We start from the raw sequence: 19032 nt of genomic DNA on the forward strand, positions 1-19032 counted from the left end.
GGGAAAGAGCACAGCATCATGTAATACAGAATAGTATTTTTCAATAAGAAACAGATCCAGAGGCACCCATGGCGGATGAGCCACGCAAATATCGGTCCACCTCCTGGTTCGGGGGAGCGGGCAAGAATGCCTTCATGCATCGAAGCTGGATGAAGAACGAAGGGCATCCGGCTGACGTCTTCGACGGCCGCCCGGTGATCGGCATCTGCAACACCTGGTCGGAACTGACCCCCTGCAACGCGCATCTCCGCACCATCGCCGAACAGGTGAAGCGCGGCGTCTACGAAGCCGGCGGCTTCCCGCTCGAATTCCCCGTCATGTCGCTCGGCGAGAGCAACATGCGCCCGACGGCCATGCTCTTCCGCAACCTGGCCTCGATGGATGTCGAGGAATCGATCCGCTCCAACCCGATCGACGGCGTCATTCTGCTCGTCGGATGCGACAAGACCACGCCGGCCCTGCTGATGGGCGCGGCGAGCTGCGACCTGCCGACCATCGCCGTCTCCGGCGGCCCGATGCTGAACGGCAATTTCCGCGGCAAGGCGATCGGCTCCGGCACGCATGTCTGGAAATTCTACGAGGACGTGAAGGCCGGCCGCATGTCGGTCGACGACTTCCTCGCCGCCGAACAGGGCCAGAGCCGCTCCGCCGGAAGCTGCATGACCATGGGCACCGCCTCGACGATGGCCTCGATGGTTGAGGCGCTCGGCATCGGCATGCCCGACAACGCCGCCATACCCGCCGTCGATTCCCGCCGCGCCATCCTGGCGCAGGAAGCCGGCCGCCGCATCGTGCAGCTGGTGCGCGACGACGTGAAGATGTCGAAGATCCTCGTCCGCGAGGCGTTCGAGAACGCCATCCGCGTCAACGGCGCCATCGGTGGCTCGACCAACGCCGTCATCCACTTGATCGCCGTCGCTCGCCGCCTCGGCGTCGACCTGTCGCTCGACGACTGGGACAAGTTCGGCCGCGACGTGCCGACCATCGTCGACCTGATGCCTTCCGGCAGCTACCTGATGGAGGACTTCTACTATGCCGGCGGCCTGCGCGCCGTCATGCGCGTCCTCGATGAGCACGGCCTGCTGCATGGCAACGCGCCGAGCGTCGCCGGCCCGACCATCGGCGAGATCATCGCCGATGCGCCCAACTACAATGGCGAAGTCATCCGCTCCTTCGACGAGCCGCTGACGCCGCAGGGCGGCATCGCCGTGCTGCGCGGCAATCTCGCCCCCGGCGGCGCCGTCATCAAGCCGTCGGCGGCGACCGACGCGCTGATGCAGCACCGCGGCCGTGCCGTCGTCTTCGAGACCATCGAGCACTACTACCAGCGCATCGACGATCCCGATCTCGATATCGACGCCAGCTCCATCATGGTGCTGAAGAACTGCGGCCCGAAGGGCTATCCGGGCATGGCCGAGGTTGGCAACATCCCGCTTCCGGCCAAGCTGCTGCAGCAGGGCGTCACCGACATGGTGCGGATTTCCGACGCCCGCATGAGCGGCACCGCCTACGGCACCGTCGTCCTGCATACCGCGCCCGAGGCCGCCGCCGGCGGTCCGCTCGCCCTGGTGCGCGACGGCGACATGATCGAGCTCGATGTCGCCGGCCGCCGCCTGCATCTCGACGTCTCCGACGCCGAGCTGGACGCGCGCCGCGCCGAATGGAGCCCACCTGCGCATGAAGGCGTCAACGGCTACCAGAAACTCTTCGTCGAACACGTCCTGCAGGCCGACGAGGGCTGCGACTTCGACTTCCTGCTTGGCAAACGCGAAGCGGGCATCCCCCGCCATTCTCATTGAGGCGCCGATGGAACACGATTTCCCCTTCGCGGTGTATCCGAGCCTGGACGGCCGCGTCGTCTTTATCACCGGCGGCGGCAGCGGCATCGGCGAAAGCCTGGTCCGTCACTTCTGCGCGCAAGGTTCGATCGTCACCTTCGTCGACATGGCCGAGGAAGCCTCGCGCGCCGTGGTCGAGAGCGTCCGCGCCGAAGGCCATCGAGCCCCCGACTTCATCCCCTGCGACCTGCGCGACATCGAGGCGCTGCAGGCCGCCATCCGTGCGACGCAGGAAAAGCACGGCGCCATCCGCGTCCTGCTCAACAATGCCGGCAACGACGATCGCCACCGCACCGAGGATGTCACCGTCGCCTATTGGGACGATCGCGTCGCGGTCAACCAGCGCCATCAGTTCTTCGCGGCACAGGCCGTACGGCCGATGATGAAGGAGGCCGGCGGCGGTTCGATCGTCAATTTCGGCTCGATCACCTGGATGGTCGGCGATGGCGATTGCCCTGCCTATGTCACCTCCAAAGCCGCCATCACCGGCCTGACCCGCGCGCTGGCGCGCGAATTCGGCCCGGAACGGATCCGCGTCAACTGCATGATCCCCGGCTGGGTCATGACCGAGCGCCAGATCCGCCTCTGGCTGACGCCGGAGGGCGAGCGCCAGATCGCCGACCGCCAGTGCCTGCAGGACCGCGTCCAGCCGTCCGACATCGCACGCATGGCGCTGTTCCTGGCAGCCGACGACAGTCGGATGTGCACGTCGCAGAATTTTATCGTTGACGGGGGGTGGGTCTGATGCGCGGCGTCGATCAAGGCCGGACGCGGCTGGTTCAGTTCAAGACGGAGGCGGGCGAGCGCAAGGTCGCGGTCGTCGGCGCCGATGGCGAGACGCTCTCGCCGCTTTCAGGCTTCGCCACCACCTACGAGCTGGCGCAGCACAGCCTGGAGACGGCAACCGGGCTGGAGGCGCTCGTCGCCGCCACGCCGCGCGAGGCGGCGCTCGATTATGACGCGGTGCTGAAGGCCGGTCGCGTGCTGCCGCCGCTCGACCATCCGGAGCCGGCGCGCTTCCTGATCACCGGCACGGGGCTGACCCATACCGGCAGCGCCACCGCGCGCAACCGCATGCACATGCTGACGCACGGACCCGACGCCGACGAATCCGACTCGATGAAGATCTTCCGCATGGGCCTCGAGGGCGGCAAGCCGGCCGAGGGCGAGATCGGCATCCAGCCGGAATGGTTCTTCAAGGGCGTCGGCACTTGCGTCGTGCCGACCGGCGCGCCGCTGGAGCTGCCGGGCTTCGCGCTCGCCGGCGCCGAGGAGGCCGAGATCGTCGGCCTCTACATCGTCGGCCTCGACGGCCAGCCGCGCCGCATCGGCTACACGCTCGGCAACGACTTTTCCGACCACGTCACCGAGGGCAAGAACTACCTCTATCTCGCCCACTCCAAGCTGCGCGAATGCTCGCTCGGTCCGGAACTGCTGCTCGGCGAGCTGCCGCAGGAAGTTAGCGGCCATGTCCGGATCATCCGCGACGGCGCGGTGGTCTGGGACGAGACGTTCCTGTCCGGCGAAAGCCACATGTCGCACTCGATCGCCAATCTCGAGCACTACCACTTCCGCTATCCGATGTTCTGCCGGCCGGGCGACCTGCACGCCTATTTCTTCGGCGCAGACGCGATGAGCTACGCCTCCAACGTGAAGACGGAGGTGAATGACGAGTTCGAGATCGTCTCGCCGACCTTCGGCAAGCCGCTGCGCAACCGCATGACCGCGGGCCCGGCGGAAAAGCGGATCTCCGTGACGCCGCTTTGACGTTGGCGCCGTCGCCGGACCTGGACTGAACCAAGCAAGAGAGCCCCAACCGCCACCGCGGCCAAGGGGCTCCGAACACCCCAGACCAGCCAGAGGAGAAACATCGTGATCGGATTCAAACATGTCCTGGGCGCCGCGGCGCTGGCGGCCGGGTTGTGGGCCTCCAGCGCATCGGCCGAGACGCTGCGTGTCCTCGCCTGGGAAGGCTATGCCGACCCGGACTGGGTGAAGGACTTCACCAAGGAGACGGGCATCGACGTCGACGTCGTCTTCATCGGCAGCGACGACGAGATCTGGGCCAAGATCAAGGGCAGCGAGGGCAAGGATTTCGACGTCATGGCCGTCAATACGGCCCAGCTGCAGCGCTATATCGACGCCAGCCTGGTCAAGCCGTGGGACCTCTCCAAGATCCCGAACCAGAAGGACGTGCTGCCGCGCTTCCGGGACCTTTCCGCGATCAAGGGCATGACCCGCGACGGCAAGGTCTACGGCATCCCGTTCTGCTTCGATTCGATCGGCCTGATCTACGACACCGACAAGGTGAAGCCGGCACCGACCTCGATGACCGTGCTGTGGGATCCCCAGTACCAGGGCAAGGTGCTGGCCTATGACAATGGCGAGCACAATTTCTCCTTCACCGCGCTCACCGAGGGGATCGAGAACCCGTTCCACCTGACCGACGAGCAGTTCGCCAAGATCAAGGACAAGCTGGTCGACCTGAAGCGCAATACGCTGAGCTTCTACACCACCGCCGACGAGGCGATGCAGATCTACCACAACAACGACGTCGCGCTGATCTGGGCCAATTACGGCCAGCAGCAGCTGAAGGCGCTGCAGAAGGTCGGCGCGCATGTCGCCTATGTCGCGCCGGAGGAAGGCTCGCTGTCCTGGCTCGACAACTGGGCGATGACCAGCGGCGTCAAGGACCAGGCGGCGGCCGAGAAGTGGGTCAACTTCCTGCTCGACAAGAAGATCGGCGCCCAGCTCTCGGAGCGGACCGGTTTCGGCAACACCGTCACCGCCAGCAGCAACGCCAGCGACGGCGACAAGCTGGTCTGGCTCGAAAGCGTCGAAGACCCGTTGAAGCGGTCGGACCTCTGGAACGAGATCAAGGCGGCGCCGTAGCGTTTCCGAACGACAATCCAGCCGTCCGCGGTCGTCGCGGACGGTCTCCTCCTGCCGATGGTCCGGAATGACGATGAACGAAGCCGGTGTGCTCCTGAAACTGCGGTCGGTTTCGAAATCCTATGGCGCGACCGCCATCCTGCACGACATCGATCTCGATGTCCGCGATGGCGAGTTCATCACCATTCTCGGGCCGTCCGGCTCGGGCAAGACCACCATCCTCCGCCTGATCGGCGGCTTCACCAAGCCGTCCGGCGGCGAGATCCTGCTCGACGGCCGCGACATCGCCGCGATGCCGATCAACCAGCGCCCGTTCAACACGGTGTTCCAGGACTATGCACTGTTCCCGCACCTCACCGTCGAGGGCAATGTCGGCTACGGCCTCGCCGTGCGCGGCACACCGCGCGCCGAGATCGCCAAACGCGTCGCCGACGCGCTCGAACTCGTGCAGCTCGGCCCTCTCGGCAAGCGTTTTCCGGCCCAGCTTTCCGGCGGCCAGCGCCAGCGCGTGGCGCTCGCCCGCGCCATCATCTGCCGGCCCCGCCTGATCCTGCTCGACGAGCCGCTCGCCGCCCTCGACGTCGAGCTGCGCCGCCACATGCAGAGCTTCCTGAAGTCGATCCAGACGGAAATCCGCACCACCTTCCTGTTCGTCACGCACGACCAGGAAGAGGCGATCGCCATGGCCGACCGGATCTGCGTCATGAATGGCGGCCGCATCCAGCAGATCGGCTCGCCGCATGAGGTCTACTACCGGCCGAGCTGCGAATTCGTCGCCAAGTTCTTCGGGGAGAACAACCTCATTCCCGGCACCCTCGGACCGACCGACGGCAAGACGCGATCGATCGACACGGCAGCGGGACGGGTGATCTGCGCCGTCGACGGCCAGCCCGACATGGCGGCGGCGCCCGAGGGCAGTCCCGCCTTCGCGGTCTGCCGTCCCGAGGCGGTTACGATCGGCGACGACGCCGCTGGCGAAAACCGCTTCCCCGTCTCGATCGGCCAGGTCGCCTTCGCCGGCGCCTCGACCATGGCGACCGCGACGGCGCTCGACGATCCCGGCCTGTCGCTGAAGGCGCGCATGCCGAGCCGCCCCGGCGGGGCGTCGCTCAGACCGGGCGATACCGTCACCTTCGTCGTGCCGGCGAGCACCTGCCGTCTGGTGCCGGCATGAGCAGCCGGGTCGCCGATGCCGGCGTCGAGGCGCCCGCCGCCCATCCGAGTCCGAGCCGGCTGGTGCCGTGGTTCGCGGCGCTCGCTGCCTATGCCGTGCCGATCTGGTTCGTGCTGGCGCCGATGGCGCTCTTTCTCGGCTATTCGTTCTTCAGCGTCGACAAGGGCAACATCGTCTTCACGCCGACGGTCGCCAACTATGTCCGCTTCTTCACCGACCCGGTGTTCCTGCCGATCTTCTGGCGCACCTGCCTGCTCTGCCTCGCCGTCGCCGTGCTCTGCGTCCTGTTCGCCTTCCCCGTCGCCTATTTTCTGACGACGCTGCGCGGTCGCCGCCGCTACGTGCTGCTCGTGCTGCTGCTGGTGCCGCTCCTGATGAGCTACGTCATCAAGATCTACGCCGTCCGCAGCATCCTCGGCGGCAACGGCATGCTCAACAGGGCGCTGCTGGCGACCGGGCTGATCGACAAGCCCTCCATGCTGTTCGTCTTCAACCTGAACGCCGTACTGCTGACACTGACGGTGCTGCTGATCCCGTTCGCGGTGCTGCCCATCTTCCTGTCGCTCGAGCGGATCCCGAAGGCGCTCCGCCATGCCTCGGCCGATCTCGGCGCCAGCAACGCGCAGACCTTCTGGCGGGTGACCGTTCCCCTGAGCCTGCCCGGCACACTGTCGGCGATGAGCTTCGTCTTCGTGCTGGCGATCGGCGACTTCCTGACGCCGCAGATGGTCGGCGGCCAGTCGGGCTTCACCTTCGGGCGGATCATCTACAGCCAGTTCGGAACCGCCTTCAACTGGCCCTTTGGCGCGGCGCTTTCCGTCATCCTCGCCGCCGTCGTCATCATTGCGATCCGGCTCGGCGGCCGGGTCGAGAGCAGTCGCGGGAGGATCCAGTGATGCGCCTCGCCGACAGGATCGCCCCGGCCCTCCTGGTGCTGATGACGCTGTTCGTCTTCATCCTGCTCTACGGCCCGCTGATGGTGCCGATCGTGTCGTCCTTCTTCACGGTCAGCCATGGCGCCGTCGACTGGTCGCAGCCGACGACCTCGGCCTATGTCGCGCTCGCCGCCAACGAAGGCGTGCTGAACGCGCTGTGGACGACGCTCGTCGTCGGCTCCGGCGCGGTCGTCTGCTCGGTCGTGCTCGGCACCGGCATCGCGCTCTACTACACCTCGCCCAACGCCAAGGGGCGCGGCTTCCTACAGTTCATCATCTTCCTGCCCTTCCTGATGCCACCGATCATCACCGGCCTGGCGCTGCTGATCTTCTTCCGACAGGTCGAGTTCGAACGCTCGCTGGTGACGATCATCATTGGTCACACGGTCTTCGTGCTGGCGCTCGTCTACCGCACCATCCTGACGCGACTGCAATCGCTGAGCGGCAGCCTCGTCGAGGCCTCCTACGATCTCGGCGCCAGTCGCTGGCAGACCTTCCGCCTGGTGCTGCTGCCGAACCTCTCCAGCGCCATGGTCGGCGCGGCGGTGCTCGCCTTCGCGCTCTCCTTCGACGAGACGATGATCACCCTGCTCGTCACCGGCACGCAGAGCACCCTGCCCGTCCGCCTGTGGGCAATGATGCGGCTCGGCTTCACGCCCGACATCAACGCGCTCGTCGCGCTGGTGCTGCTGTTCACGACGGCGCTGTGCCTGATCGCTGTCCGCTTCCTCATGCCAAAGTCGGCGGTCGCCGGCTCCGACGAGGACTAGTTCGATCGGCTCATCGTGGCAACGGTGGCAACAGCAACGCTTTCGCCTTCACGACGACCGAAAAAGGCGTCGGGCTGGCTCGCAGGCGAGACGAGTGATTGAGACGGCCAGCTCGCGGCTGGCGCATGCGAATGGGGGTGGATTCGATCCAGCAGCTCGGATGCCGGCGGCGCCGCTCGGGGATGCTAAACACTGGCGCCGCTCAACGACCTAACGCATGATTGTCGACGACATCGGCAACCCGTATTCCCACCAGATCTGCCGGCGCATCACCGACAATCTCGCTTCGAGATCGACCCGCCGATCGCCACCCGCTGCACGGCTGATGCGCACGGCCGATTTCCACGATTTCAACGCGGAGCCCATGCAGGATGCGGTCCGCACGTCCCGAACGGCATCCGCGCTTGCAGAAAATGGTCGGCCCAAATGCTGCTCAATGGAATCCGCATCGTCAGCTTCTGTCATTTTTTGCAAGGCCCGGCGGGCGCGCAATATCTGGCCGATATGGGCGCCGATGTGATCAAGGTCGAGCCGATCGACGGCGCGCATGAGCGGCGCTGATCCGGTGCCGACGTCTTCGTCGAGGGCATCAGCGGCTTCTATCTCTGCGCCAACCGCAACAAGCGTTCGATCGGCATCGACCTGAAGAGCAAGGAAGACCGCGAAGTCGCGTGTCGACTGATCGGCGGCGCCGACGTGGTCATGGAGAACTTCCGCCCCCGCGTCTTCGACAAGCTCGGCTTCAGCGAGGCGGAGCTGCGCGCCATCAACCGGAACGCCATCTTCGCCTCCGCTTCCGGCTTCGGTTCGACGGGTCCGATGGCGCAGATGCCCGGCCAAGACCTCCTGATGCAGGCGCGCTCGGGACTGATCGGCGTCACCGGCGCGCCCTCCGGCGGCCCCACTCCCGTCGGCGCGGCCATCGTCGACCATCACGGCGGCGCGCTGCTCGCGCTCGGCATCCTCGGCGCCCTGGTGCGCCGCCTCGGCGAGGGTGTCGGCACGCGCGTCGAGGCCAGCCTGCTCAATGCCGGGCTCGATCTGCAGGGCCATGCCGAGGTCTTCCGCGAGATCACCGTGCGCGGCCGGACCTTGCACTTCGTCAACCACCCCAACCGGTATGACGGGACCGTATCCGAACTGCACGTTCTGGCCCTCGAGATCGGCGAGCACACGCACGAGATCATGGGCGAACTCGGCTACCGCCCCGAGGACGTCGCGCGGCTCCTCGCAAGCCGGGCGGTCGCGGCATCCCGGCCAATGGAAGCGCTCACCGCCGAGACGGTTTGATGCCGACGCCCGCCCTTCCTAGACCGGATCCACCACCCGCGCACCGCCCCAAGAAAGCGCTTTCAAGCTCACGCCAAGCCGGAGGCCCGCCGCATTGAAGAGCGGCGTTTCCGGATGACCGGCGCAGCTGCGGGGCCGGTCGACCCACGCACCACCAGCTTCGCCTCGAACGGCGAAATCGGCCCGGCCGGAGCCCCCTCGATGATGGCGATCAGCTGGTCGGCGGCAACCGTCCCAATCTCGCTCGCCGGCACGTTGACGGTCGTCAGCGGCGGATCCGTCTCCGCGGCGATCTCGACGTCGTCGAAGCCGGTGATCGAGATGTCCTCGGGCACGCGGATACCTTCGCGCCGCGCCTCCGCGACCGCGCCGACGGCCATGGCGTCGGTAGTGCAGAGAAAGGCGGTGACGGACGGATGGGCGGCGCGAAGGCGGCGGAACGCCTCGCGACCGGCGACGATGCTGGGCAGCGGCGCCTCGAAAATGCGGTCCGGCGGCAGGCGGATTCCCTCCTCCGCGATCGCGTCCAGAACGCCGTCTAGCCGCGCCCGCGAACGATCATTCGGCAAGCCGGTATTGGCGATGACGGCGAACTCCCGATGCCCAAGCTCGATCAGGTAGCGCGCCATGCGGTAGGTCGCCTGGCGATTGTCGATGCCAATCGCCGGAATGCCTTGGCGCGACGCGCAGACATAGGTCGTGACCAACGGGGTGCGATGATGCCGGATGAGCGGCAGAGCGTCCGGGGCGAAGGAGTCTCCGACCAGCACCAGGCCGTCGACGCCGTATTCGAGCATGGCGCGGATCTGGCGGAACTCGCGCAGCGGGTCGTATTGCGAATGCGACAGGATCAGCGTGTAGCCGCGCGCGCCGAGCCGAGCCTCCAGTGCCTCGACGCCATCGGCGAAGATGGCATTGCCGAGCGTCGGCACCACGGCGCCAACGGTATGGGTGCGGCCGGAGCTCAGCGCCTTCGCCATGCGATCGGGCGTGTAATCGAGCATCTCGACGGCATGCAGCACGCGTTCCCGGATCTCCGGCCGCACGATGTCGGGCTGGTTGATCGCCCGCGACGCCGTCGCGAGCGATACCTTGGCGAGACGCGCCACATGTTCGAGCTTCGCGCGCGCCGGCGGGGGCGAGGTATCCGCCTGTCCCTTGCGCTGCGATGGCGTTTTCTTGTCCGTCTTGTCCATGTCCGGACTCTGGATCAGAAGCCTGGTCGCCGCAAGTCGACCGGCCTGACTTGTCGCGGGATACGGAGGCTGGCGCTACCGGATGCGAAAGGCCGGAGCGCAGCCGTTCCGGCCAGCGGCACCAAGGCGACGGCCGCCGTCAGGCGGCCGCGGCCGAGCGCGTCAGACGGCTCTGCAGGATGACGACCACCAACAGGAAGGCACCACGCAGCACGGACTGCCAGTAGGCGCTGAGGCTGATCCAACCCATGCCGTTCTCGAAATTGAGGACGGTGAACAGGATGCCCAGCAGGAGCGTGCCGACTAGGGTCGCTCCGACGGACCCCTTGCCGCCTGTGAGCAGCGTGCCGCCGACCACGACCGAGGCGATGGCGAAGAGTTCCCAGCCGACGCCCTCAATGGGCTGGCCGGCGCCGAACTGGGCCGCAAGGATCACGCCGGCCATACCGGCCAGGAAACCCGACATGACATAGACGAAGAAGATCGTCCGGTCCGTCGGCAGGCCCATCAGACGCGAGGCCTCCTCGCCGCCACCGACCGCGAGCACGTGCCGCCCGAAGGGTGTGCGGTTGAGGATAAGCGAGCCGACGAGATAGGCAATGAGCGCGATCCAGGCGGGGATCGGGAAGCCGAAAAGGATGCGGATCAGGCCGCCGAGAAGGCCTGCGTCATCACCCGTGACCCACTCGGGCGCATGGGCAAGGAAGTCGCCCTGACCGAGCGCCATGAAATTGGTTTCGTACGAAGCCGGCACGGACTGCTGGTTCGAGAGCAGCAGGGCCACGCCGGATGCCGCCAGCATCGTCGCCAGCGTGGCGATGAACGGCAGGATCTTCATCTTCGAGATGATGAAGCCGTTGATGATGCCGGCAGCGAGGCCGGCGACCAGGCCACCCGCGAGGCCGGCGACGAGCCCGTACGGGCTGAGATAGGCCGCCACGACGCTGGACATCGCCGCGACCGATCCGACCGAGAGGTCGATGCCGCCCGTCATGATCACGAAACACATGCCAAGGCCGACCAGCGCGAACATGGAATTGTAGCGCAGGACGCTGAGCACGTTGTACTCGCTGATGAAGCCATCATAGCGCCAGGCGCCGAAGGTGATGATTAGCACGAGGGCGAGAAGGGCACCGAAACCGGCGGAAGCGTGAAGACGGGGCATTAGGCGCGATCCTGCCTTTGCAGCCAGACGGCGAGAACGATCAGGCCGGCCTTGACGATCAGAGCCGCCGCATCGGGCACGCCATTGGCGAGAAGTGTGTAGCGCACGAGCTGGATGATCAGCGCGCCGAGCAGCGTGCCGATGATGGTCGCGCGTCCGCCGGTCAATAGCGTGCCGCCGACGGCCACGGCCGCGATGACGTCGAGCTCTATGCCCATCCCGATCAGGTTGGCGTCGGCGGCCGAGTTCATCGCGATGACGATGAGGCCGGCGATACCGCTGCAGACACCCGAGATCACATAGACGAGCATCTTCACGCGTCGGACGGGAATGCCGGCCAGCCAGGCCGCCTGCTCATTGCCGCCGACCGCGAGCACCTGCCGGCCATATACGGTCCGCCGGAGCGCCCAGGCAGAAATCAGCACCAAGGCCAGCATGATCCAGACCTGGAACGGTACGCCGAACACGCGGCCAATGGCGATCTGCTGGAACTCCGGCACCTTGAAGACCTGCAGGTCGCCATTGGTCCAGACCTGCGCGATGCCGCGCCCCGCAATGAACAGGATCAGGGTCGCGATGATCGGCTGCACGCGGAAATTGGCCACCAGCCAGCCATTGAACAAGCCGAAACAGCCCGCGAGGATGACCGGCAAGATGATCCCGAGCGCGATGCCGACATAGAGGTTCGGTACGGGAAACAGCAGACCCTGGAAGATCTGCGGGGCAAATGCCCCAGCGATCGCCATCAGCGCGCCGACCGACAGATCGATGCCGCCTGTCGCGATCACCATCGTCATGCCAACGCCGACGATGACGATGACGCAGACCTGCGTCAGGTTCACTGACAGCGTCTGCATTGTGGCGAAGTGAGGCGTGAAGAGGAAGTTGAAGATGAGCAGCGCGATCAGCGCGGCGAGCGTGCCGACATGGCCGCGCGACAACATCGAAGCGACGCCCGTCCGCGGTGGAGTGCCGACGCTTCCCGGCACCGGCGCGGGTGCGTTTTCGAGGGCGGAGCTCATTCGACATCTCCATGTCCGTGGGCCATGGCACCCATCACTGCCGGCTCGGTGATTGCCGCGCCGTCGAGTTCGACGGTGGTGCGGCCGTCCCGCAGCACGAAGACGCGATCGGCGCCCTCTACGATTTCCTCGATCTCAGACGAAATCATCAGCACCCCGAGCCCATCATCGGCAAGCTTGCGGATGAGGCGCTGAATCTCAGCCTTGGCGCCGACGTCGATGCCGCGCGTCGGCTCGTCCAGGATCAGCAGCTTCGGGTTCATGCAAAGCCAGCGCGCCAGAAGCACCTTCTGCTGGTTGCCGCCGGAGAGCTCGCGGATCCTCTGCTCCGGGCTCGAGCACTTGATCCCAATCTCCTTGATGAAGCGCAGCACGATCTCACGCTGGCGCGCCTCGTCGACGATGCCGGCGCGTGACAGAGCCGGCAGCAATGCGAGCGTCAGGTTCTCACGGACGGACATGCCGGGGATGATGCCCTCATGCTTGCGGTCCTCGGAGCAGAATCCGATGCCCGCGCGAATGGCGTCCACCGGCTCGGTGAAATCGGTCTTCTTACCGAGCAGGCGGATCTCGCCCTTCTCGTGCGGGCCGGCGCCATAGATGGCGCGTGCCGTCTCGGTGCGGCCGGCGCCGAGCAGGCCGGCGAGGCCGACGATCTCGCCGCGGCGGACGGAGAGGCTCGCATCATGCACGCGACGCCCGACAGCCACGTCCCGGACCGAAAGCAACTCCTCGCCGATCGCGCGCGTACCCTCGGTGAAGGCCGTCGCGCCGGCGCGGCGCACTTCGGCGAGATCACGGCCGAGCATCGTGGCAACGAGCTGCAGCTTGGACATTTCCGACATCGGCGAGACGGCGACCGTGCGCCCGTCCCGCATGACCGTGACACGGTCGCAGACGGCGTAAAGCTCGTCCAGCTTGTGGCTGACGAAGACGACGGCCACCCGTTTGGCCTTCAGTCGGCGAATGGTCTCGAACAAGACAGCCACTTCGTGCTCGTCGAGCGAGGAGGTAGGCTCGTCCATGATGACGAGGCGGGATTCGAACGAGACAGCCCGCGCGATCGCCACCATCTGCTGGATGGCGGTCGAGAACTCGCCGAGCGGCCGGCGGACGTCGACATCGACGTCGAACTCGGCCAAAAGCGCCCGCGCGCCGTCATGCATCCGCCGCAGGTCGAGCAGGCCGAAACGGTTCTTGAGCTCACGGCCGAGATAGATGTTCTCAGTCACCGTGCGGAACGGGATGAGGTTGATTTCCTGGAAGATCGTGGAGACGCCACCGCGCTGCGCCATCTCGGGCGATGACGCCGACCAAGTCTCGCCGTTGAAGGTAATGCCCCCTGCATCCTTGCGGCAGAACCCGTTGAGAACCTTGATCATGGTGGACTTGCCAGCGCCGTTCTGGCCAATCAGGGCCATCACCTCGCCTTCGTTGACTTCCAGCGAGGCACCGGTCAGGGCCGGGATATTGCCGAATGACTTGTCGATGCCTCGCATCGACAGAAATGGTTCTGCGGTGGCCATGGACGATTGTCTCGTAGCTGACGACAGCCGCCGCCCGAAAGGCGGCGACTGTCGCAAGGAATGGTCGAGGCTGAGACGGCGGGCGGCGCCAGCGACGCCCGCCTGCAGGGCTCAATAGGCCTCCGGCAGGTACTCCGCGACGTTCTCCTTGGTGAAGACGCGATCCTTGTTGACGAGACGCGGCGCGATCGTCTCGCCCTTGCCGTACTTGACGACGGCGTCGAATGCGGCCGGACCGAAGTTCGGATTGCACTCGACCACGACGACCATCTTGCCGTCCATCAGCGCCTGGGCCGCGTCCTTGGTTCCGTCGATCGAAGCGATGATCAGGTCCTTGCCCGGAACCTTGCCGGCAGCTTCCATGGCAGCGATGGCGCCCATGGACATCTCGTCATTGTGCGAATAGAGCGCCGTCGCCTCGGGATGCGCCTGATAGAGCGTCTCGAAGACCTGGCGGCCCTTGTCGCGGGCGAAATCGCCGGACTGCGAAGCGATCACCTGCATACCAGGATGATCCTTGATGTAGTCCGCGAAGCCCTTGGCGCGATCGTTGGCCGGCGACGAGCCGACGGTTCCGACGAGTTCGATGATCTTGGCTTCGCCATTGACGGCCTTGGTCAGCGCCTCGGCGGCCAGGCGACCTTCCTCGACGAAGTCCGACCCGATGAAGGCAACGTAGTCCTCGCCGCCCTTGGCCAGGCTCGGATCGACGCCGCGGTCAATCAGGAAAAGCGGGATGCCCGCCTTCTTGGCTTCCATGACGGCCGGGATCAGCGGACGCTCTTCACGCGGCGCGAGCAGGATGACGTCGACGCGCTGCGCGATCATCGAGCGCACATCGGCGACCTGCTTGGCGGCCGAACCGGCGGCGTCGGTATAGACCAGCTGCCAGCCGCGCTTCTTGGCCTCGTCCTGCATGCTCTTCGTCTGCTGCAGGCGCCACGGATTGTTACTCTCGGTCTGGGCGAAACCGATCTTGTACGTGTCCTTCTCCTTCAGCTTCGGCATGTCCGCATAGGCCGGACGCAGACCGAAGGCTCCGATCGCGGCGCCACCGGCGGCGATCTGCAGCAACGAACGACGATTGATCATTTCACTTCCTCCCTCGGACCGGTTTGAGCGGGGTCCGATCTCCGCGTCCTCTGCTCGAGGCCCTTCTCCCAAAGGCCCCTTCCCTGCTTCAGGCCACGCTCTCGGCGTAGCCGGCATTCGGCCTCAGGATCATGTCAGCCCCTTTTTCAGCGATCATGATCGTGGCGGCATTGGTATTCGCACTCACCATCTTCGGCATCACCGAAGCATCGATCACCCTCAGCCCCTCCAGACCATGGACTTTCAATTTGGCATCAACTACGGCCATCGCATCAATACCCATCTTGCAGGTACCAACCGGATGGTACTGGGTGTGCGCCGACCGACGCACATAATCATCGATCTGAGCATCTGTCCTAACGTCACGTCCAGGGGAAACTTCAGTGCCGCGGTAGGGATCAAATGCCTTTTGCGTCAGGACGTCCCGACAAATCTTGATACCGTCGCGCAGAACCCGCACGTCTTCTTCGGCAGCCAGGTAGTTGGGATCGATCTCCGGGTGCTTCGTCGGATCGCTAGAACGAATCAGGACGGTCCCGACACTCTCGGGCCGCTGCACGTTGATGAGCGGCTGGTAGCCATGCAGTTCGTGCAGCGTCTTCCCGTGCTCGCCATACATGATCATGATGAAGTGATACTGGATGTCCGGGGCGACCAGATCCGGGCGGGTCTTCACGAAGCCGACGGCCTGGATGCCCGGATGAGCGATTGGACCGCTACGTGTCAGCGCGTAGCGCACCAGCGCCTTGGCAACATTGAGGGGCTTCAGTTCACGCAGCAGCGAAATCGGCTGCGTGCATTGCTGCTGGATCTCGGTCGCGACATGGTCAGATAGGTTCTGGCCGACGCCCGGGAGCTCCTGCACAGTACGAATGCCGACGGAGCGCAGATGGTCACCATCACCGACACCGGAAAGCTGGAGGAGTTGCGGCGAGTTGATAGCGCCACCGGCGAGGATCACTTCGGCGTCGGCGCGCACCACCTCGGTGCGGCCGTTGCGGACATATTCAACACCGACGGCGCGGCCGCCCACGATGAGGACGCGCGAGGCGAGCGCGCGGGTGATTACCTTGAGATTGGGGCGCGACAGCGCGGGCTTCAGATAGCAATAGGCGGTGCTGGCGCGGCGCCCATTCTTGATCGTACTGTCGAGCGGGCCAAACCCCTCCTGGCTCGACGCGTTGACGTCGGGGTTGCGCGGATAGCCCGCCTGAACACCTGCTTCCAGCCAAGCCCGCGCGAGCGGATGGAAGTCGTGCACGCGCGACGTATGCAGCGGTCCACTGCCGCCATGGAACTCGTCCTCGCCGAGCTCCCAATTCTCCGCGCGCTTGAAATAGGGCAGCACGTCCGAATAGGACCAGCCGCGATTGCCCATCTGCGCCCAACCATCATAGTCGGAGGCATGCCCGCGAATATAGACCATGCCGTTGACTGAGCTGGATCCGCCGAGGACCTTGCCGCGCGGCCACTGGAACGAACGGCCGCAGCAGTGCTTCTGCGGCACCGTATGGTAGCCCCAATCGACCGCGCCCGAGATCATCAGCTGCCGATAGCCGGCCGGCATGTGGATGAACGGATTGCTGTCGCGTCCGCCCGCCTCGATCAATATGACACTGGTGGAGGGATCCGCGCTCAGCCGGTTGGCGAGGACGCAGCCCGCGGAGCCCGCGCCCACAATCACGTAGTCAGTCATGGTCCCTTCCTCCCGGTCGTGCGCTGCCCCTCCCAGTCGGGGACCGCCGCGGCACAGACGCCGAAGCGCCTACGCGGCTTCGCGCTCCGCACCCTCGTTCTTCACCCATTTCAGAAGATGTTCGCCCACCGCGACGAGGGTACCGTCCTGCTTATGAACGTCGACCTGTGCCCGCGTCCGGCGACGCTCCACATCGACTTCCTTGATCGTGTAGGTGACATTCACGGTGTCGCCGAAGAACACCGGACTCAAGAAACGAACGCGGTCATAGCCGAGCGATACCGGCGTCGAATCGATGCCCTGTGACAGGCTGCGATCGATCATCAGCGTCGACGCGGTGGACATGAACCCGATGGTCAGCGCGCCATGCGCGATGCGATGGCCATAGACCGACTTCTTCATGAACTCCTCGTTGACGTGATTGCCCGAGAAGTCGCCGGTGATGCCGGCATATAGATAGACATCGGCCTCGCTCACCGTCTTGGAGAAACGCACCGCGTCGCCAATCTCTGCATGCATCGATTTCGTCATCATGGCCTCGTCCTTGCCCGTTCCTGGGCCCTGCAAATCGAAGAATTGATGGACCGGGATCGAAACCGGGTCTCTGATCGCTACTCGGACCGAACGGGCCGCGCGCCGCGCGGCGCCTCGCCATCGACGACGAATTCCCCGCCCACGATCCCGTCACGCAGCAGAGCGGCAATACCCGGTTCGTCGTAGCCAATCTCCGCCAGAACCTCGGCCGTCTGAGCACCGAGTTTCTGCGGCGGAAGCCGCACCTCCGGCGCCTGGCCATCATAGCGGACCGGGTGGGTGACCAGTGTCACGGGCGAGCCGGTCGAGCCCGGCACGGTGACGAAATTGCCATTGTGGAGGACCTGAGGATCCTCGGCGAGCCGGCTATAGTCATTGACCGATGAATGCCAGATTCCGCGCTCGGCGAAGATCTTGCTCCACGCCTCGGTCGTCGCCTTCTTCAGTGCCCGCGCGATGCTCGCCGCAGCCTCCTCACGCCGGGCATAGGCCTCGGAACTGGGAACCCGCTCGATCTCGGGAATGTCGATGGCATCGGCGATCGCCTCCATCGTGCCGAGCGAGATGGCGATGAAGCTGTCGCGGGTCGCGTAGATTCCATAGGGCGCACCGTAGTACCAGCCCGAGATCCGACCGGTCTGACGAATGTCGTCATCGCGCGGACCGTTCATGTAGCAGACCAGCGATTCCATCTGCAGATCCAGCGCCGCGTTGAGCAGGCTGACGTCGACGCGACCGCCCTCACCGGAACGCTCACGCCGGAAGAGCGCGGCAAGAATGCCGGCGGCGAACAAAGCTGCCCCATGATGGTCGACCACGGAGACACCGACGCCGCGCGGCCCATCCTCCTGCGTGCCGGTGATCGCGGCGAGGCCGGACATCGCCTGGACGATCAGATCCTGTCCAGGCCGCTTCGCATAGGGGCCGTCGGGACCGAAGCCGGACGCGGCGGCGTAGATGATGCGCGGATTGACCTTGCGGATGTCCTCATAGCCGAGGCCGAGCTTGTCCATGACGCCGGGCCGATAGTTCTCGGCCACGACATCGGCGCTCTCCACCAGCTTGCGCGCGATCGCCAGGCCCTCGGGATTCTTGAGATCCAGGGCGAGGCTGCGCTTGTTCCGGTTGCCCGTGAGTTGCAGCATGGTCTGCCCGTCGAGGAAGCGGTTCGCCCCGCCCCATTTGCGCTGGAATGCCCCTTCGACCGGCTCTACCGCGATAACGTCCGCACCAAGATCCGCGAGGAACTGGATGCCGACCGGACCCATCAGGAAGTGATTGAAGCTGACGATCCGAATGCCCTCGAGATGACGCACTGCCCCTCCGAACAAATTCGTTTTCTGAAAGCGATTTCATAGACGCATACCGCAACTACTCCCGCGTGGCAATGGCCGCAACCAGGACCCTTCCGCCGCAACGCGATACTGACAACGGCTGCGTTGCGGCTCAACCCGAAACGCAGCGTCTCCCTTCCCTATCTCCGGAAGCCAAGGACAGCCAAATCCTGCGATCGAACATTGCAACGCCGACGCAAAGTCGGTAGCATCTCGAAATGAAATCGGTTTCATTACTCGCTTCGCTGACACAGCAATTCTGCGCGCAGCGCGACAGGATGAAACCTGCGAAAGCTGCCTGCACGACGCAGGCGACACGCCATGCGAGCAGGAACGACAAGCGCGAAAGTAGCCAACAGGTCAGGAAGGAGCGCGTTCTATCCGAAGGATGACGACGGCGTGACGCTCGAGCGCGAGGTCGGCGCGGCGACACGGCCTATGCCGGCGAACACATCCTGAGATGGGCGATCCGACGGCGAAGAACACAGCCAAGGCCGGGCCGGGAGGGGAATGGGCGCGTTTGCAGTTCGCCAACGATAGAGCGGGTCGTCCAGCGATCCGCCCCTCG

General features: G+C 65.4%; 15 protein-coding genes and 1 pseudogene. 8 read left to right on the plus strand and 8 right to left on the minus strand.

Annotated features, from left to right (window positions below):
* Nucleotides 1–68 precede the first annotated feature (68 nt).
* The 8 genes and pseudogenes from G539_RS0114680 to G539_RS24930 all read left to right on the plus strand — a co-directional run bounded on the left by G539_RS0114680 (nucleotide 69) and on the right by G539_RS24930 (nucleotide 8899).
* Complete coding sequence (locus G539_RS0114680) at nucleotides 69–1799, plus strand: IlvD/Edd family dehydratase (RefSeq protein ID WP_029075865.1); 1731 nt, start codon at nucleotides 69–71, stop codon at nucleotides 1797–1799.
* Between the two features lie 7 nt (nucleotides 1800–1806).
* Nucleotides 1807–2583, plus strand: a complete 777-nt coding sequence (locus G539_RS0114685; protein ID WP_029075866.1) for an SDR family NAD(P)-dependent oxidoreductase — start codon at nucleotides 1807–1809, stop codon at nucleotides 2581–2583.
* Nucleotides 2583–3605 carry an AraD1 family protein gene (araD1, locus tag G539_RS0114690; protein ID WP_029075867.1) on the plus strand — a complete coding sequence of 341 codons (1023 nt, stop codon included), beginning with the start codon at nucleotides 2583–2585 and terminating at the stop codon, nucleotides 3603–3605. Before G539_RS0114685 ends, araD1 begins: the two co-directional genes overlap by 1 nt.
* Nucleotides 3606–3710: 105 nt before the next feature.
* Entirely contained in the window at nucleotides 3711–4730 is a 1020-nt protein-coding gene (locus tag G539_RS0114695) for an ABC transporter substrate-binding protein (RefSeq protein WP_051231430.1), read from the plus strand.
* Between the two features lie 73 nt (nucleotides 4731–4803).
* On the plus strand, nucleotides 4804–5904 hold the full coding sequence (locus G539_RS0114700; protein ID WP_051231764.1) for an ABC transporter ATP-binding protein: 1101 nt from the start codon (nucleotides 4804–4806) through the stop codon (nucleotides 5902–5904).
* Nucleotides 5901–6800 carry an ABC transporter permease gene (locus G539_RS0114705; protein WP_029075870.1) on the plus strand — a complete coding sequence of 300 codons (900 nt, stop codon included), beginning with the start codon at nucleotides 5901–5903 and terminating at the stop codon, nucleotides 6798–6800. Before G539_RS0114700 ends, G539_RS0114705 begins: the two co-directional genes overlap by 4 nt.
* Entirely contained in the window at nucleotides 6800–7609 is an 810-nt protein-coding gene (locus tag G539_RS0114710) for an ABC transporter permease (RefSeq protein ID WP_029075871.1), read from the plus strand. The genes G539_RS0114705 and G539_RS0114710 overlap by 1 nt, the downstream gene beginning before the upstream one ends.
* A gap of 426 nt (nucleotides 7610–8035) precedes the next feature.
* A pseudogene (locus G539_RS24930) lies at nucleotides 8036–8899 on the plus strand (CoA transferase).
* 68 nt (nucleotides 8900–8967) lie between these two features.
* Here the strand turns inward: G539_RS24930 and G539_RS24935 are convergent.
* The 8 genes from G539_RS24935 to G539_RS24940 all read right to left on the minus strand — a co-directional run bounded on the left by G539_RS24935 (nucleotide 8968) and on the right by G539_RS24940 (nucleotide 18446).
* Nucleotides 8968–10095 (minus strand): LacI family DNA-binding transcriptional regulator, encoded by a 1128-nt coding sequence (locus G539_RS24935; protein ID WP_084640009.1) that lies wholly within the window; start codon nucleotides 10093–10095, stop codon nucleotides 8968–8970.
* Between the two features lie 139 nt (nucleotides 10096–10234).
* Complete coding sequence (locus G539_RS0114725; protein WP_029075872.1) at nucleotides 10235–11260, minus strand: ABC transporter permease; 1026 nt, start codon at nucleotides 11258–11260, stop codon at nucleotides 10235–10237.
* Nucleotides 11260–12204: an ABC transporter permease gene (locus tag G539_RS0114730; RefSeq protein WP_029075873.1), complete on the minus strand. Its 945-nt coding sequence runs from the start codon at nucleotides 12202–12204 to the stop codon at nucleotides 11260–11262. The genes G539_RS0114725 and G539_RS0114730 overlap by 1 nt, the downstream gene beginning before the upstream one ends.
* 74 nt (nucleotides 12205–12278) lie before the next feature.
* The gene (locus G539_RS0114735; protein WP_029075874.1) at nucleotides 12279–13808 is read right to left on the minus strand and encodes a sugar ABC transporter ATP-binding protein; all 1530 of its coding nucleotides are present in this window, start codon (nucleotides 13806–13808) and stop codon (nucleotides 12279–12281) included.
* Between the two features lie 111 nt (nucleotides 13809–13919).
* The gene (locus G539_RS0114740) at nucleotides 13920–14900 is read right to left on the minus strand and encodes an ABC transporter substrate-binding protein (RefSeq protein WP_035831423.1); all 981 of its coding nucleotides are present in this window, start codon (nucleotides 14898–14900) and stop codon (nucleotides 13920–13922) included.
* An 88-nt stretch (nucleotides 14901–14988) separates the two neighbouring features.
* A complete protein-coding gene (locus G539_RS0114745) occupies nucleotides 14989–16596 on the minus strand; it encodes a choline dehydrogenase (RefSeq protein WP_029075876.1) in 1608 nt (535 codons plus the stop codon).
* Nucleotides 16597–16665: 69 nt separating this feature from the next.
* Nucleotides 16666–17130 (minus strand): MaoC/PaaZ C-terminal domain-containing protein, encoded by a 465-nt coding sequence (locus tag G539_RS0114750; protein ID WP_084640011.1) that lies wholly within the window; start codon nucleotides 17128–17130, stop codon nucleotides 16666–16668.
* A gap of 77 nt (nucleotides 17131–17207) precedes the next feature.
* Nucleotides 17208–18446 (minus strand): CaiB/BaiF CoA transferase family protein, encoded by a 1239-nt coding sequence (locus G539_RS24940; protein WP_084640012.1) that lies wholly within the window; start codon nucleotides 18444–18446, stop codon nucleotides 17208–17210.
* Nucleotides 18447–19032: the final 586 nt, after the last annotated feature.

The organism is Kaistia adipata DSM 17808 (genome assembly GCF_000423225.1).
GTDB classification, from domain to species: domain Bacteria; phylum Pseudomonadota; class Alphaproteobacteria; order Rhizobiales; family Kaistiaceae; genus Kaistia; species Kaistia adipata.